Origin of the sequence: Chordicoccus furentiruminis (assembly GCF_019355395.1) — a bacterium.
Classification (GTDB): domain Bacteria; phylum Bacillota; class Clostridia; order Lachnospirales; family Lachnospiraceae; genus Chordicoccus; species Chordicoccus furentiruminis.
Window position 1 is genome coordinate 2,702,149 of the sequence record NZ_CP048829.1, and the last position, 16,004, is coordinate 2,718,152.

13 protein-coding genes are annotated in these 16,004 nt (G+C 54.5%); 12 read left to right on the plus strand and 1 reads right to left on the minus strand.

Translation table 11 applies throughout. The features are described from left to right. The first annotated feature begins 2 nt into the window (after positions 1-2). The 9 genes from G4C92_RS12320 to G4C92_RS12360 all read left to right on the plus strand — a co-directional run bounded on the left by G4C92_RS12320 (position 3) and on the right by G4C92_RS12360 (position 12,167). Positions 3-491, plus strand: a complete 489-nt coding sequence (locus tag G4C92_RS12320) for an AAA family ATPase (protein ID WP_274940129.1) — start codon at positions 3-5, stop codon at positions 489-491. A gap of 382 nt (positions 492-873) precedes the next feature. After that, positions 874-2,223: an ISL3 family transposase gene (locus tag G4C92_RS12325; protein WP_274940130.1), complete on the plus strand. Its 1,350-nt coding sequence runs from the start codon at positions 874-876 to the stop codon at positions 2,221-2,223. A gap of 78 nt (positions 2,224-2,301) precedes the next feature. Further along, positions 2,302-4,995: an SbcC/MukB-like Walker B domain-containing protein gene (locus G4C92_RS12330; protein ID WP_274940131.1), complete on the plus strand. Its 2,694-nt coding sequence runs from the start codon at positions 2,302-2,304 to the stop codon at positions 4,993-4,995. Beyond that, positions 4,970-6,217 carry a Wadjet anti-phage system protein JetD domain-containing protein gene (locus tag G4C92_RS12335; protein ID WP_274940132.1) on the plus strand — a complete coding sequence of 416 codons (1,248 nt, stop codon included), beginning with the start codon at positions 4,970-4,972 and terminating at the stop codon, positions 6,215-6,217. Before G4C92_RS12330 ends, G4C92_RS12335 begins: the two co-directional genes overlap by 26 nt. Beyond that, positions 6,214-6,351, plus strand: coding sequence for a hypothetical protein (locus G4C92_RS12340; protein ID WP_274940133.1), 138 nt, complete (start codon positions 6,214-6,216; stop codon positions 6,349-6,351). The genes G4C92_RS12335 and G4C92_RS12340 overlap by 4 nt, the downstream gene beginning before the upstream one ends. 333 nt (positions 6,352-6,684) lie before the next feature. After that, entirely contained in the window at positions 6,685-8,067 is a 1,383-nt protein-coding gene (locus G4C92_RS12345) for a sensor histidine kinase (RefSeq protein WP_274940134.1), read from the plus strand. Between the two features lies 1 nt (position 8,068). Beyond that, on the plus strand, positions 8,069-9,031 hold the full coding sequence (locus G4C92_RS12350; protein WP_274940135.1) for a GerMN domain-containing protein: 963 nt from the start codon (positions 8,069-8,071) through the stop codon (positions 9,029-9,031). Between the two features lie 81 nt (positions 9,032-9,112). Beyond that, a complete protein-coding gene (locus G4C92_RS12355) occupies positions 9,113-11,341 on the plus strand; it encodes a DNA internalization-related competence protein ComEC/Rec2 (RefSeq protein WP_274940136.1) in 2,229 nt (742 codons plus the stop codon). An 85-nt stretch (positions 11,342-11,426) separates the two neighbouring features. After that, on the plus strand, positions 11,427-12,167 hold the full coding sequence (locus G4C92_RS12360) for a metallophosphoesterase (RefSeq protein WP_274940137.1): 741 nt from the start codon (positions 11,427-11,429) through the stop codon (positions 12,165-12,167). A gap of 52 nt (positions 12,168-12,219) precedes the next feature. Here G4C92_RS12360 and hcp read toward each other — a convergent pair whose 3' ends face one another. Then, positions 12,220-13,860, minus strand: coding sequence for a hydroxylamine reductase (gene hcp / locus G4C92_RS12365; RefSeq protein WP_274940138.1), 1,641 nt, complete (start codon positions 13,858-13,860; stop codon positions 12,220-12,222). A gap of 221 nt (positions 13,861-14,081) precedes the next feature. Here hcp and G4C92_RS12370 point away from each other — a divergent pair, with 221 nt between their 5' ends. Genes G4C92_RS12370 through G4C92_RS12380 form a run of 3 tightly spaced genes read left to right on the plus strand, consistent with a single transcriptional unit; the run spans position 14,082 to position 15,935 of the window. Continuing rightward, on the plus strand, positions 14,082-14,432 hold the full coding sequence (locus tag G4C92_RS12370) for a GntR family transcriptional regulator (RefSeq protein ID WP_274940139.1): 351 nt from the start codon (positions 14,082-14,084) through the stop codon (positions 14,430-14,432). After that, positions 14,432-15,133: an ABC transporter ATP-binding protein gene (locus G4C92_RS12375; RefSeq protein ID WP_274940140.1), complete on the plus strand. Its 702-nt coding sequence runs from the start codon at positions 14,432-14,434 to the stop codon at positions 15,131-15,133. The genes G4C92_RS12370 and G4C92_RS12375 overlap by 1 nt, the downstream gene beginning before the upstream one ends. A gap of 25 nt (positions 15,134-15,158) precedes the next feature. Beyond that, positions 15,159-15,935 carry a hypothetical protein gene (locus G4C92_RS12380; protein WP_274940141.1) on the plus strand — a complete coding sequence of 259 codons (777 nt, stop codon included), beginning with the start codon at positions 15,159-15,161 and terminating at the stop codon, positions 15,933-15,935. Positions 15,936-16,004 lie beyond the last annotated feature (69 nt).

Sequence of the window (16,004 nt, forward strand, 5' to 3'; positions counted from 1 at the left end):
AGATGAAACTGAATCGCATGTTTGTAAAAAACTATATGTCCATTCGGTCCATGATTATCCCCGATTTTCAGAGCATTACGCTTTTCTGTGGAGAAAACGGCTCCGGCAAATCAACGATCGCTGACCTGCTCGGCATCATCCTTTTTAATCAGGATGTACTGGGTCTGACAAGCGACAATAAGAGAGAGATTCGGACCGGAGTGAGATGGGAAGTGGAAGGAGTTCCGCAGAGGACCGGCCGAATTATCAGTTACATCATTATCGAGCTTCTCGACGATGACGGTCTGTACATTCTTCAGGGTGTCCGGATCATTTCCTCAGGAAATGATACACCGGCAAGGACATTCTTTTCGGTCATAGGAAAACCGCTTGAGATGATCGGGGCACGTGGCAATAATCAGATGGCCCAGGATGAAGACATCTGCTATTCGGATCCGGATATCACGAAATATACTACGCATACGGGTCAATCACTTTTTCTGTGTGCTTGATGGTTACTGGTTACGTACGCCACCCTTGACTGAACCTGTCAGAAACGCTGCGGCTTAAGTGCCGACGGTGAAGAACTCAAGAACAGCCTGCCTTCTTCACCATATCGGCTGCTCAGTATAGCGTTTCTGCCAGAACCCGCCAAGGGCAGGCCCTGCTTCGCAGGGTGGCTGTTTCTATGCCTCAGGCTCAGGAGCCTAAGAACAGCCTGCTTATAACACTTTGCACCTTTACACTTGAATAAAAGAAGGATCATCCTGTAAGGTTGTACGTATCATCCTGGCAAGATGAGATACCACAATCCAAAGGAGACCCTTCATCATGCAGTATATCCGACCTGAGGCTGACGGACAACTCACATTTGCAGAATCAACAGATTTTTTGATGATTCCGTGCTGCCTGTATGGCTTCCATAATACGGAGACTACCGTTCATGAAGCGGTATCCGGCAGAAAAGTCTTCTGCTACCACGGTACGCTGGATGTCCCTCCGGAAGAAACGGTCTGTCCGGAGTGCGGCGCGAGGATGCATGTGAACCAGCATCCGGAGATCACTCTGCGGCATCTTTGCATCGGCGGGAATCTCTCCAGTGTTGTGTTTCCGCATAACCAGTTTCGGTGTCCGGAATGCGGCGGGACACATTCCCAGTTCATCTCTTTTAAAGCGGATGGGCACCGGATCACGGAAGAACTGTACCAGTACACCCGGGATCTTTTGGCTCATGGAACATATACACTCAAGCAGGTTTCCGAGATCACCGGCCTTGGGAAAAACGTTGTCAAGGCAATCGATAAAAAGCGCCTGCAGGATGCGTATACGATTGACGGCAAAAAGCTGCGTAAGCCGGAACATAAGGCAAAGTTTCTTGGTATCGATGAGTTCAAGCTGCATAACGGGCACCGCTACGCTACGCACATCATCGACATGGAGCGCGGCCACGTCCTCTGGATCGGCCACGGCAAGAAGAAGCAGGTCGTCTACGACTTCATTGACCATGTCGGGATGGAGTGGATGGAAAGCGTAGAAGCTGTCGCCTGCGACATGAATTCCGATTTCCAGGAGGCCTTCGAGGAGCGCTGCGAATGGATCCAGCCGGTATTCGACTACTTCCACATCGTCAAAAACTTCAATGATAAGGTGGTCAGCGAAGTCCGGCGCGATGAGCAGAGACGGCTCACTGAAGAAGGAAACCTCGAAGCAGCCAGGGCACTCAAGCGCACCCGCTATATCCTTACGTCCAGCCGCTCGACCCTTCAGCGGAAGGATCAGGAAGCATCTGAGGGCAAAGTGTTGTCAAAGGGCGGCGGTCTCTTCAATAAGGAAGAGGTCATCCGGAAGTCCGGATATGAGGCAAAGTATGACGCGCTCCTTGCGGAAAACGAGCTCCTGTTCACGCTGGATCTCATCAAGGAGAAACTCAGCGAGGCGTACCGGCAGACCAGTGAAGTAGTCATGGCGGAGATGATGACTGAGACCATAGATATCTGCTTCGCCACAGGGAACAGACATCTGCGGTGGTTCGGCCGCCTGATTGAAAACCACTTTGAAGGTATCATTGCCCATGCGACTTACCGGATCTCAGCCGGAAAGATCGAAGGACTGAACAACAAGATCAAAACACTCAGGCGGCAGGGCTATGGCTATCCAGATGACGAATACTTCTTCCTGAAGATCTTCGACATCAGCCGTCGGGACTATGACCGGAACCCTGCATCACACAGAAAATGTGACTGAGCCACGCATACTGCAGCGTTCCGGGATTTTTTTGCACAGAGAAAATATAATGTCGAGTTCATCAATGATGAATATGCGATGAAGATGTACAAACAGTACATGATCAACTTGCTGACCAATCAAAGCCTGCAGGGAGCCAGGGGAAATAAATTCCAGAGCTTTATTAAAACTTCTATTTTGCCGAAGCCTACTGCTGTAACGATCGCAGGCGAGCGTAGGGAGCTTATTGATCAGTACAAGGAAGCGAAGCGTGATTTTGATGACTATGAAGAGGAACGTTCTTTTTACGAAAGATACTGTAAATATTACACCGACTATGCGAAGAAAAAAGAAAAGGCAGATATTCTGGAACGCCTGACTCCCTATATCATCGATGAAGGAGCAGATACCCTCATTTCAACAAGCCAGACCAACATAGCTGCCGCTGAAAAGAAACTTGAATTGATTGGTAATGAGATTATCAGAATTCAGGCGGAGATAAGAGAGCTCAGGGCGAAGCGCGACAAGTTGATTGCATCGAACCAGGAGGAGCAGCAGCTGAAAGAGAAACTGGACAGCATCGAAAAAGAAAAGCTGCGTCTGGAAAAGTGCCAGGAAGAATATGAAAGATATGCAAGTATGGCCGATTCTCTGCTTGAGCTTATAGGCGAACAGAGAATTGATCCAGATGGAGCGATCGATACAGTCAGTAATCTATACAGGGTTTTTCAGAACCGGAAAGCAGAAGAAACTTCAGAAGCGCGGCAGAGGAAGCAGGAGCTGGAAGAGGATCTGAATGAAAAAACGGACCGTCTTCATGAACTTCAGGGTGGAAGACCAGCCAGGGGAGATGTGGCCTCCGCAATCAGAATACGTGATCTGATTAATGAAAAGTTTCAAAAAGAGGGAGTTGGTGAGGAAGTACATATTCTGTACGAGTGCATAGCCGGAGTGAAGGATGAAAAGTGGCAGCCGGCGATAGAAGTCCTTTTGGGACGTAATCTGTTTGGAATTGTCGTGTCGCCGGAAAACTACAGGCTTGCATGCGCGATTCAACATGACTTCCGTACCGAAAGACGTGATTCCAGTACACTAATCCTGAAGACACGGCGGAGGAGCGTCAAACCTGTACAGAGAAGCGTCTATAGTGCACTCGAGATCACAGACAGTCATGCAGATGATTATCTCTACAGCACTTGCGGTGACTGTCTGATGGCAGAGACGAATGAGGAATATGTCTCCACGAAGAACGCTCTTCGGATCAATGGACAGCACCAGAATGGCAATGGATCGTATTATCGTGAACAGGACCTTTCTCAGATGCGGCTGTTCATCGGGGAGGAGGTGCGGGAACGCGAACGAGAAAAGCTCAGAGTAGAGATTGCGGAGACTGAGGCCGCCATTCAAACAGTCAAAGACAAGATGGCTTCTGCGGAAAGGCTCTGCAAACACGCGGACAGCATATACATGCAGATGACCGGATGCCGCATTCGGGAGACAGATGCCTTTGCGGATCTCGCTCTGGTAGAAGAAGACTATCAGAGAACACTGCAGGAGTACGAACAGATCCTGAAAGGAGAAGCCCACCGCATATTTGAGGAGCGGAAGAAGGAAATAGAGCAGAGGAGCGAAGAACTATCGGAAAAACTCCGGAAACAGCAGAATGACAGAACTGAAACGGAGACGCGCAAGCAGGGGGATATCAATAATCTGAATTTTGCGAAGAGCAGGAAAGCAGAAAATAAAAAGACGATGGAGGGACTTCCTGAATTGAATATTCTTCCGGAGAGTGATATCTCCGAGGTCCTGTTATGGGCGGGACGGTTCAATCCTAATATAGACAGCCTGCTTGAAAGTGAAATGGAATCGCTGAAGAAAATTGCTGGTGAGAGCTGTGAAGTCGTCCGGGACGTATGGGAGACAATGCCGGTTCACGTAAAGGAGAGGACCTCCCTGTTTCTGGTAATGGACAATCCGGAGAGCCAGGATAATTACCGGTATATCGATGAACAGCTGAAGAAGATGGATGTCAGGATGGACCAGCAGAAGCGTGAGAAGATGCAGGCGCTGATTGAAAGCCTTGAAAAACAGTTTACAGGGCTGCTGGACACAATGGGAGAGGACGAAGCGAATGCCAGACGCATGCGGAATCAATATAATCGGTTTATTCAGAAATATCCAATTGGCGGGATCACGTACTGGATCGGCGACATGAACGATATTATGAGTGAAGACGCCGATATTATCCGCGCTGCAAGAGATATTTTCAACGGGGAGATGAGTGATCTGGTTCAGGCTGTGATCGAGAAGCTGAAGAAGAAAGCTGAAACAGTACAGGGAGCGGATTTTGACCGTATTTTTGATTATACATCCTATATTACCTGCCCGCTGATGTACAGGGGGAATGATCCTGCCGCACGTGCAAGAAATCTGGACAACAACAGTTCGATGGGATCAAACGGACAGCAACTGACGCTGAGGTATTTCCTGTATATTGGGACAATGGCATGCCAGGTTTATTCTGACGATTCGCTTCGTATTATCCTCTGCGATGAAGCAACAAAAGGAATGGATGATGAAAATGCCCGAAGCTTTGTCGGCATGCTGCGCGATGCAGACGTGCAGACCATTATGTTCAATTACAGTCAGGCTTTGAACCCATATGTGGACAGGCTGTATGTTGTTTCCACACCGAAATCCGGTCCATATAGACATCAGATGAAGATAGTGCCGGGGGTTCGAAAGTCGGGAAAAGAGGGTGTGGAGGATGACAGACTACAGAAAGCGAATTGAAGCGGCAGCGGTTCGCAAAGTATATCAAGGCCGCGGGGAAAATGTGTATCTGTCCGCTGCCAATATTGCTGATGCGGTGGGAGAACCTGATTATTCTGGAAAACGAAGCAATCTCCTCTCTATGGAAAGGAGAACCGCAATAAATGATGCCCTGAAAGAACTGGAATCAGCGGGGCTGCTGAAGCTGAAGCGGGTAAGAAATCCGCATGCAGTCGTCTATCGTGCGGATATCAGCAGAGAACAGGGCTGCCGACTCTACGGCAGATACGGCTATACGGATCGGGAAGAGTCGGAACTTCTTCTCCAGTCTGAAATCAGGAAACTCCTGGAAAGCAGCAGTCTTATGCCCCAGACTAAAGCATATCTGCACAACATACTTCTGCGGCCATTTGGGAAAGACTCTGTGTGGATGAAAACAAAAAGCTTTGGATCTTCTGATATCGAGAATGGATTGCAGATCATTAAGGGAGCAGATGCGGTGATCAGCAATGGCGAGCTGCAGCAAAATATCCTCGTCCGCAATCTGTCCGCATCTGTTTATGGGGGCTCCAAAACATTTGAGCATTATGAAAGCAGGATCTGCACCGCGATCCGCAGAATTCTGATGAGTGATGAAGAGAAAGACTGGGACCTGTTATTAGATGAGGCCGAGCAGTCCGGGAAAAAAGTATATGAGCTATTCGGGGTATCAAAAAATCCGTTTTCAGAGACGATGAAAGGAAATGCCGAAATTACGACTCCGAATGGCACAATCCATACATGCGGCTGTTCCTATGCTTTCTTTTCCGATGAAGAGGCTAGCTATCTTCATATCAGGATCCGGGACAGCAAACTGATCACGATTGAAAACCTTACAACATATAATGATTTTTCAGAACCGTCCACTCTAAAAGTCTATACCGGGGGAATGCCTTCTCCTTTTCTTCAGAGACTGCTTAAGCGAATTGCGGAAGATAACCCGGACCTGACGATTTCTCACTGGTCTGATATCGATGTGGGAGGATTCAGAATTTTCCGATTAATCAGTGAGAGCACAGAGGGACGTGCCATTCCATACCATATGGATATTGAGACAATTCAGAATGCAATTGCAAAACAGCCTCTTTCGGATTGGGACAGAGAGCATCTGGAGAGTTTCCGCCATAAGGGCTGTTTTTCGAAAACAGCGGAATATATGCTGAAGGAGGACGTTAAGGTAGAGCAGGAAAGTGAACGAATATGATTGAAAAAAATATCCTTGCAGTAAATCCCCTGCACAGTGTAGTATACAATTACAAGGACAGAAGGATGGATGCATTGTCGATTTCGCCTGAGAAAGACTTTCTCAATTTCACTCTCGGCTTTCTCATTGTGTGAAGCAACTTTCTCAAAACTTTCTCACCGAAAAGTGAGAGTCTCAGAAGGAGAAAGAAGGCGGCTTGAAACGGAGTAATTCGGAATGGGAAAGGACAACGAACCGACCATTTTACGGAGAAAACAGCAGCTTAATTCAGTTTAATGTGGGAAGAGAATGAACAAATTATTTGTCCTAGGCTACTACTTCCAGGCGTGATTCCATCAGAGGGCGCCGCGGGAGGCTGCATGTCCCGCGCGCAGTCCGTCAGGCTGAAGACGCGGAGGTGACCGGCTACGCCAGCTGAACAGAAGAAGAAAAAACAGAATTATTTCCGGAGTCTCCGGTTCCGGATCATGCTGGTCCTGATCGTGATCGGTCTGGCTCCGGTGATCATCGCTTCGTCCATTATCGTCCGGAGCTATGAAGACAGAGCGGTCTCTGTACGGATCAGCAACGTCAAGAACCAGTGCGACATGCTGTGCAACCTTGTCGTATCGGAAGGCTTTCTCGAGCGGCCGTCGTCGAAGCTGCTGGACAGCGAGCTTACGCTGGTGGGCAACGTCTACAATGGGCGGATCCTGATCGTCGATTCAAGCTACAAGGTGATCAAGGATACGTTTGATATCGATTCGGGCAAGACGTCCGTATCCAAGGAAGTCATCAGCTGCTTCCAGAGCGGGAGCGGCTCCACTCACTACGACAACCGGAACGCTTTTATCGAAATCACCGCACCCATCACCGACGGCCGCTCATCGGAGGTGAAGGGCGTGCTTCTCGCGTCCATTTCCACGAATGAGATCCTGCAGACGGTGAGGTATCTTGAGAATCAGGCGACGCTCATCGTGGTGCTGATGAGTACGGCGATTTTGCTGATGGGTTTCGTTCTGGCCAATATGCTGGTCAAGCCGTTCCATGACGTCACCCGCGCGATTGAGGATGTGACAGACGGGTTCGAGGATCAGGCGATCTCCGTGCCGGATTACTCGGAGACCATGCAGATCATCGAGGCGTTCAACAATATGCTCGCCCGCGTCCGGGCGCTTGACAACTCCAGACAGGAGTTTGTGTCCAACGTCTCCCATGAGCTCAAGACTCCGCTGACCTCCATGAAGGTGCTGGCGGACTCAATTAACGGCGCGGACAACGTACCGGTTGAAGTCTACCGGGAATTCATGAGTGACATCACAACGGAGATCGACCGCGAGAACAGCATCATTACCAGCCTGCTGACGATGGTCCGGCTCGACAAAAAGGCGGCCAGCATGAACTGGTCGAAGGTGGAGATCGGTCCGATGCTGGAGCAGATCATCAAACGTCTGAAGCCGATCGCCGACAAACGGAGCATCGACCTGATCCTCGATCCGTACCAGCCGGTGACGGCGGAGGTAGACGAGATGAAGATGTCCCTCGCCTTCTCCAACCTGATCGAGAACGGAATCAAGTACAATATCGATGAGGGATGGGTCAGGGTGACGCTGAAGGCGGACAGCAAATACTTTTATGTTTCAGTGGCGGACTGCGGCCTCGGCATCGCGGAGGATCAGGTCGATCATATTTTCGAACGCTTTTACCGCGGTGACAAATCGCATTCCACCGAGATCGAAGGAACCGGGCTCGGGCTCTCCATCACGAAGAGCGTCATCGTGCTGCACCGCGGCGTGATCAAGGTCAGCAGCATGCTCGGAAAGGGGACCACCTTTATGGTGCGGATCCCGCTGGTCAGGCAGGAGAACTGAGATGAGACGAGAAAGAAAAGGGTTCCGGCTCCTTGCCCTCATCAGCGCCGCCGCTGTGACGCTGACAGCCTGCAGCTTCGGCGCTCCGGGCGGGAAGGACGGAAAGAGTGAATCCGGACTGCTTGTCTACTATCTGAACCGGGAAGGGGACGGTCTTGTGACCGTCAGCGAACCGGCGCCGGACGGATCGGTCGCGGATCAGGTGGATCATCTGATCGCCGCCATGCAGACAGTGCCGAAGGAGGCGGACTATCAGGCCCTGCTACCTGATAACGTGACGCTGCAGAAATCCGAAGTGTCGGGCGGACTGCTTACGTTGGACTTCTCAAAGGGATATGAGAAGCTGTCGAGCACCCGGGAGGTGCTGGCCCGTGCCGGCGTGGTGCGGACGATGGTTCAGCTGGACAGCATCGACGGCGTGCAGTTCACCGTGGACGGGGCGGACGCGAAGGCGGCGGACGGCAAGACGCTCGGCGTCATGAACGCGGATACCTTTGTCGAGGATTCGGGCAAGATGATCAATGCGATCACGCACACATCCATCGACCTTTTCTTCGCCTCCAAGGACGGAGAGACGCTGAACCGGGAGTCGAGATCGATCTACTACAGCGCCAGCAAGCCGCTGGAGTGGGCGATCGTCGAACGGATCATCGCGGGACCGAAGGTAGAGGGCAATGATCCGACTGTGCCGTCAAATCTGCAGATCATCTCCGTGACATCCTCCAACGGAATCTGCTACGTCAATCTGAACGATACCTTTATCTCAAGTCCGCTCAGTGTTGACGAAAAAATACCGATCTATTCCATCGTCGATTCCATCTGCGAGAACTGCAGGGATATCCATGAGGTGCAGTTTGCGATCGACGGCGATTCCAATCTGACGTTCCGTCAGACGATGAAACTCGGGAAGCCGTTTAAACCGGATATGAGTCTGGTGAACGATTCCATCGAAAGCACGGACTGAGCACCGGCCCGACGCAGCGGAGGAGGATCCTGCGAATCGGCGGATCCTCCGGCCGGCTGCCGGTGCGGAAGGAGGGCGGTCATGCGGCGACGGCCTGCGGCTCTCCTGTGCCTGCTCGTTCTTCTCTTCTTTTCGCTTCTGACTCTGTCCGGCTCTCCCTTGAGACCGGACCCGCCCGGAACGGCCGGAGCGGAAGCACTGTTCGATATACCCCGTTCTTATCGGATCACGGGGAAGGTCGCGGAAACGAGGGCGCAGGAGTCTTATTCCGTTGTGATTCTTGACCGGCCCGTTCTTACCTTTCAATCGAAAGATTATCTTATTTCCAGAGTAAAATTGATCTGCCGCGACCGATGCCGATATGAACCCGGCAATGTTCTGGAGGCGCGGGGCGCGGTGGAGAAAATCCGCGGGCCGGAGAATCCGGGACAGACGGACACGGCGCTTCAGGACCGTGTACGCGGCATCCGGTTTCTGATGCGTTCCCCTTCGCTGACGCTGCGGAGCGCAGAGCGCGACGGCTTCACCTGCGCGCTCGCCGGAATCCGCTCGGAGGTGAATCGGATGATCCGCGCAGCCTTTCCCGATGATGCGGAAGACGTTTTCTGCGCGATGATGACCGGGGACCGCACCGGGCTGGATGACAGTGTCCGGTCTCTCTGGCGCACCGGCGGTGTGACGCATATGCTGGCGATTTCAGGTCTCCACCTGACGCTGCTCGGTATGGGGCTGTACCGCCTTCTCAGGAAAATGCACCTGAGCATCCGGGGCGCCGGCTTCGCAGTCTGTGCTCTGATGCTCCTCTATACGGTTTTCACCGGCGGATCCGTGTCGACTGTCCGCGCGTTCCTGATGTTTGTCCTTGCGGTCGGCGCGGAGATGACCGGACGTACCTATGATCCGCCCACGGCGCTTTCCGTCGCTGCGGTTCTGATTCTGCTGGGAAATCCGGATTATCTTCTTTTTCCCGGGTTTCAGATGAGCTGCGCGGCGATGGCCGCGGGCTGTCTGTTTTCCGGCAGGGGGCGGCCCGAGCAGATGCTGGAGCTGACGCTGATTATGCTGCCTTTTGTCCTTCGTGCCGGCTCGGAGATGCCGCTCCTGAGCATTCCGGTCAATCTGCTGGCCGTGCCGCTGCTTCCCACCCTGCTGGGGCTGGGAGCGGCCGGGACCGCGGCGGAGGCGGTCCGGGAAGCAGCCGCCGCGCTTGCTGGCCGGCCTCTGTCTCCGGAGGCGGCCTCCGGGCTGGGATCGACGCCAGCAGCGGTCCCGGGTACGGTGCTTCTCCGGCTTCTCCATCGGCTGCTCGGCTTCATACAGAGTCTTCCGTTTGCTTCTCCGGTTCTCGGACAGCCCGCCGTCTGGCAGATCGTTCTTTATTTTGCGCTTCTGTCCGCATGGTCATTTGCCCTGTGGGCGCTCCGGAGAAGCCGGCGGCGTTTTCTGCTGCTTCTTCTTCTGCCTCCGCTTGTGCTGACACTGAGGAAGCCTCCGCTTCACGGGATGAAGATCATCTTTCAGTCGGTGGGGCAGGGGGATTCGATTCTGATCGAGACGGGAGAGGAATCGACCGTGCTGGTTGACGGAGGCTCCTCGTCGGTCGGAAGCTGCGGCACTCGTCGGATTCTCCCGTGTCTTGAGAGTGAGGGCCGCGCCCGGATTGACTACTGCTTTGTCACGCATATGGACGCGGATCATATGAACGGCATCCGTGAGATGCTCGACATGATCCGGGAGCGCCGGACGCCGGTGAGGGTCGGGACGCTGGTCCTCCCGTATCTGCGACATCCCGATGAGGATTATCTGGAACTGGGCGCACTTGCACGGGAGGCCGGCGCGCGGGTGCTCGCGGTTTCGAAGGGGGACAGGATCCGGACAGGCGGACTTTGTCTCGATGTCCTGAATCCGGATCCCGCCTGTGAGACTGTGCCGGCGGACAGCAACGGGCAATGCATTGTGCTTTCACTGCGCTACGGTCGTTTCAATGCGCTGCTCACAGGAGATGTAAGCGGTGCGGGCGAGCGGCAGCTGGAGGACTATCTCGCAGCCGGACACAAACGGTATGACTGTCTGAAGGTGGCGCATCACGGCTCGAAATATTCGACTCCGAAGTCATTTCTGGAGGCGGTGCGTCCGGAGATCAGCGTGATCAGCTGCGGAGCCGGGAACGACTACGGTCATCCTCACGACACGCTTCTGAACCGACTGAAAGCCGCACACACAAAGGTTTTCCGGACAGACCGTCAGGGGGCGGTGATTCTGACGACAGAAGGGGACGGATTCAGTGTGCGTACGTTCACTGACGGATGAAGGGCGGCGCGGATGCAGGACGCTGTGCAGGCCGGACGGATGGTGGTATGATCTTCAGTATAAGCTGTGGCGAAAGGAGGAGCCGATGGCACTGTACGCACTGGGGGATCTTCATCTCAGCTTTCAGGCAGACAAACCGATGGACGCCTTCGGCCGGGTGTGGAAGCACCATGAGCGGAAGATCGGGACCTTTGTCCGGCAGACTGTGAAGCCGGAGGACACGCTGGTCCTCACGGGCGATCATTCGTGGGGACGGAAACTGGAGGAATGCCGCGAGGATCTCGCCTTCATCGAGAATCTGCCCGGCCGTAAGATCCTTTTACGCGGCAATCATGACATGTTCTGGGAGGCCGGGCACACGGCGCGCCTCAATGAGATGTACGGGGGACGGCTGCATTTTCTTCAGAACTCATTTGAGACATATGAGGATTTTGCCCTGGTCGGGACGAAGGGATACACCTTCGAGGGCCCGTTTTACCTCGACCGGAGGGGACGGATCACCGGCTGGGACGAAGAGAAGAAGGCGCAGGCGGACCGTCTTGTGGAGCGGGAGATGAAGCGGCTGCGGACGTCGTTCGGTCTGGCGGAGGCGGCCGGGTACCGACGCTTCATCATGTTTCTGCATTATCCGCCGACCAGTATTCTGGAGACGGAGTCGCCTTTCACGAAAGTCGCGGAGGAGTACGGTGTCTCGGCTGTGGTGTACTCCCACTGTCACGGGAAGGCGCGCTTCGGAGACAGCATCAGGGGCACGTTTCACGGAATCCGCTACATGCTGGTGAGCGGAGATTATCTGAACTTCCATCCGGCGCTTGTACTCGAATAAAAGAAAGGGGCCGCTGCAGATGCAGCGACCCTTTTGCGATGAACGGACAGTGTCAGTTTTCTCCGAAGAACAGCTTCAGATCCTCGTCCACTGTGGTGATGCCGGCGATGCCGAAGTTTTTGACCAGCACATCGGTCACGTTCGGAGAGAGGAAGGCCGGAAGCGTCGGTCCGAGGTGAATATTCTTCACTCCGAGGGAGAGCAGGGCGAGCAGGACGATGACGGCCTTCTGCTCGTACCAGGCAATGTTGAACGCCAGCGGGAGCTGATTGACGTCGTCGAGCCCGAAGATCTCCTTCAGCTTGAGCGCGATCAGAGCCAGAGAGTAGCTGTCATTGCACTGTCCGGCGTCCAGCACTCTGGGGATGCCGCCGATGTCGCCCAGCGGAAGTTTGTTGTACTTGTACTTCGCGCAGCCGGCGGTCAGAATCACCACATCCTTCGGAAGACGCTTCGCAAATTCGGCGTAGTACTCCCGGGACTTCATGCGGCCGTCGCAGCCGGCCATCACGACGAACTTGCGAATGGCACCGGACTTCACCGCATCCACGATCTTATCCGCGAGGGCAAAGACCTGCTCGTGGGCGAAGCCGCCGACGATCGTGCCCGTCTCAAGCTCCGTCGGCGGAGCGCAGTGCTTCGCCTGCTCGATGATGCCGGAGAAATCCTTCGTCTCGCCGTAGGCGCCGTCAATATGGCGGCAGCCCGGCACGCCGGTGGCGCCTGTTGTCCAGAGGCGGTCCCTGTAGCTGTCCGCGGGCGGAACGACGCAGTTGGTCGTCATCAGAATCGGTCCGTTGAAGGAAGCAAACTCTTCCTTCTGCTTCCACCACGCGTTGCCGTAGTTGCCGGCGAAGTTCGGGTACTTTTTAAATGCCGGATAGTAGTGGGCCGGCAGCATCTCCGAATGCGTGTAGACGTCAATGCCGGTGCCCTGCGTCTGCTCAAGCAGCATCTCCAGATCACGGAGGTCATGGCCGGAGACGAGGATGCCCGGATTGCTCCGCACGCCGAGATCGACCCTGGTGATCTCCGGGCTGCCGTAGGCGCCTGTATTGGCCTCGTCGAGCAGCGCCATGCCCGTTACGCCGTACTTGCCGGTTTCCAGCGTGAGTGCGACGAGATCGTCCGCGCTCAGGCTGTCGTCGAGCGTCGCGGCCAGCGCCCGCTGAATGAACGCGTCGACCTCCTCGTTTTCCTTCAGCAGCGCGTTGGCATGCTTCGTGTAGGCGGAGAGACCCTTGAGACCGTAGGTGATCAGTTCGCGGAGACTGCGGATATCCTCGTTTTCCGTCGCCAGCACGCCGACAGAGGCCGCCTTCTCATCGAAGGAGTCCGGATTGCCGTCCCAGCGCGCGGCTTCCGGAAGACGGCCGGATCCGGCGCAGAGGGCAAGCAGAGAACGCTTCATCTCGAGCGTATCGCAGATTTTCCGGACGATCGCCTCCCGGTCGAAGTTGGCGTTGGTGATGGTGGTGAAAAGGTTCAGTGTCACCAGATGGTTGACATCCTTTCCGATTTCCTTTCCTTCCTTCCTGAGCTCAGTGGTGACGCAGGAAAGACCCTTCGTCACATAGATCAGAAGATCCTGCATCCGGGCCACTTCCGGCTTCTTGCCGCAGACGCCGCAGCGTGTGCAGCCCTTTCCTCCTGCTGTTTCCTGACACTGATAGCAGAACATAGCCTGTTCCATCATATTCTCCTCTTTTCATACGCCGGTTCCAAAGATCCGGCTTTTGTGTGCCTGTTTCCTGTCACTGCAGTCAGATTAGCACAGCGTTCCGGACCTGTATGTTGCCGGAGCAACATCTTCGGAACGGCGGATGCATTTTCCAAAAAAAACAAAAACCACTTGACTAGAGCAATAGTGTATTATATAACTAGTACACAAGCTGAACGGAAAGGAGACAGAGAATGGAGCTGAATACATCGCTGCCCATCTATCTTCAGGTGGTGCATGCGATTGAGACCGATATCGCGGCCGGCCGGCTGAAGCCGGGAGAGAAGCTTCCGTCCGGAAGAGAGCTTGCCGTCGCGTGGAAGATCAACCCGAATACGGCCGCCCGCGTCTATCAGGTGCTGGAGGCGCAGGGCGTCTGCACGACGAAGCGCGGACTGGGTACGTTTGTGACGGGAGATGAGGGCGCACGTGATCGGATCCGGACGGAGATGGCCAGAAATCTGGTCGGGGAATTTCTGAGGAACATGCGGGAGCTCGGGTACACCGATGAGGAGATCCGGGGCAGACTGAAGGAGGAAATGTGATGCTGGAGACAAAGAGTGTCAGCAAATACTATCTGAACAAGCCGGTGCTGAAAGATGCCAGCGTCCGGATCGAGCCGGGCAATATCTACGCGCTGCTCGGCCCCAACGGAAGCGGAAAGACGACATGGATGAAGATCGCGGCGACACTGGCGAAGCCGACGGAAGGGGAGGTGCTGCTGGACGGAAAGCCGGCGGATACGGAGAGCCGGAAGAAGATCGCCTATCTTCCGACGGATCCGTTTTTCTACAACTGGATGACGGCTGAAGATGTGGGGCGCTATTATCAGGATTTCTTCGACGATTTTTCTGAGGAGAAGTACCGGGAGATGCTCGGCCAGATGGAACTGACGGAGAACCTCAGAGTGAAAAACCTCTCCTCCGGCATGACGGCGAAGCTGAAGATCGCGGTCACGATGGCGCGGAACGCGGAGATTTATCTACTGGACGAGCCGCTGAACGGCATCGATCTTCTGGCGAGGGACCGGATCATGGAAGCGATCATCCGTTCCTCGGGACCGGATGTGGCGATGATCATTTCCAGCCATCTGGTGGAAGAGATCGAGTCCTTTGTCAACCGGGTGATCTTCGTCCGTCAGGGGCGTATCGTGGAGCAGGCAGATACGGAGGAACTCAGGCAGACCCGAAACGTTTCGCTGACGGACCGCTACAGAGCGCTGATGGCGGGCGTGAGTGAACAGTGAATGATGAGAGAAGGAGAATGGAACGATGGGAAAACTGATGAAATATGAGTTCCGGAAGATCCGGAACATTGCTATGGGGCTTCTGGTCGTGACCGGCATCGCGGAGATCTGCTATCTGATCGGGCTTCTGACGCTGAACCCGGCCCGCATGGAGGACATGAGCGACAGCTGGCTGCTGACGGGAGGGATTCTCGCCCTTATCGCCTGCGCGGTCGTCGGCGTCCAGATCATCGGACTGATCAGCATTCTGATCTTTCACAACGAGCTGAACACGAAGCAGTGCTTCATGCTGTTCATGACGCCGCGGAACAGCTATCAGATTCTCGGCGCCAAGGCGCTGGAGAACGGCATCAGCCTCGCGGCTTCGGGCGGGCTGTACGGCGGTCTTGCGATATTTGATCTGTATCTTCTCATGCAGAAGGGGGCGGTGATGATTGACGGAGGCGCAGTCGGAACACCGTTCGGGAAACTGATCATGCAGGCCGTCGCCGGTTGGACCGCGTCGGAAATTCTCGAGACGATCGCCGCGGTCTTCAGCCTCTGGCTGATCTTCATCGTGCTGGCCTTCTTCGCGGTGGTGCTTCAGTCAACCTTTTTCAACGGCCGGAAGGGCAGCGGCTGGATCAGTTTCGGCATCTTCCTCGCGCTGGCCGCGGCGGTGTGGAAGCTCGTATCGTCCATACAGCCGCCGGTGGAAGGAAGCGGGGCCAGAACCGCCGTTCACGTGCTCCTCGCGCTGGCGCTGTCAGCTGTCTTCTACATTCTTTCCGGATGGATCATGGACCGGAAACTGAGTGTGTAATGCAGTCGGATGTCTCCGTCCGGGTCCTTCGGATCCGGGCGGGGGCATTTTTCTATCGGAGCGGTCCGA

Excerpts from the sequence above, each read along its gene's own strand:
- G4C92_RS12320 (WP_274940129.1), top strand. The coding sequence starts at position 3 with ATGAAACTGAATCGCATGTTTGTAAAAAACTATATGTCCATTCGGTCC.
- G4C92_RS12325 (WP_274940130.1), top strand. The coding sequence starts at position 874 with ATGATTCCGTGCTGCCTGTATGGCTTCCATAATACGGAGACTACCGTT.
- G4C92_RS12330 (WP_274940131.1), top strand. The coding sequence starts at position 2,302 with ATGAAGATGTACAAACAGTACATGATCAACTTGCTGACCAATCAAAGC.
- G4C92_RS12335 (WP_274940132.1), top strand. The coding sequence starts at position 4,970 with ATGACAGACTACAGAAAGCGAATTGAAGCGGCAGCGGTTCGCAAAGTA.
- G4C92_RS12340 (WP_274940133.1), top strand. The coding sequence starts at position 6,214 with ATGATTGAAAAAAATATCCTTGCAGTAAATCCCCTGCACAGTGTAGTA.
- G4C92_RS12345 (WP_274940134.1), top strand. The coding sequence starts at position 6,685 with ATGCTGGTCCTGATCGTGATCGGTCTGGCTCCGGTGATCATCGCTTCG.
- G4C92_RS12350 (WP_274940135.1), top strand. The coding sequence starts at position 8,069 with ATGAGACGAGAAAGAAAAGGGTTCCGGCTCCTTGCCCTCATCAGCGCC.
- G4C92_RS12355 (WP_274940136.1), top strand. The coding sequence starts at position 9,113 with ATGCGGCGACGGCCTGCGGCTCTCCTGTGCCTGCTCGTTCTTCTCTTC.
- G4C92_RS12360 (WP_274940137.1), top strand. The coding sequence starts at position 11,427 with ATGGCACTGTACGCACTGGGGGATCTTCATCTCAGCTTTCAGGCAGAC.
- hcp (WP_274940138.1), bottom strand. The coding sequence starts at position 13,860 with ATGGAACAGGCTATGTTCTGCTATCAGTGTCAGGAAACAGCAGGAGGA.
- G4C92_RS12370 (WP_274940139.1), top strand. The coding sequence starts at position 14,082 with ATGGAGCTGAATACATCGCTGCCCATCTATCTTCAGGTGGTGCATGCG.
- G4C92_RS12375 (WP_274940140.1), top strand. The coding sequence starts at position 14,432 with ATGCTGGAGACAAAGAGTGTCAGCAAATACTATCTGAACAAGCCGGTG.
- G4C92_RS12380 (WP_274940141.1), top strand. The coding sequence starts at position 15,159 with ATGGGAAAACTGATGAAATATGAGTTCCGGAAGATCCGGAACATTGCT.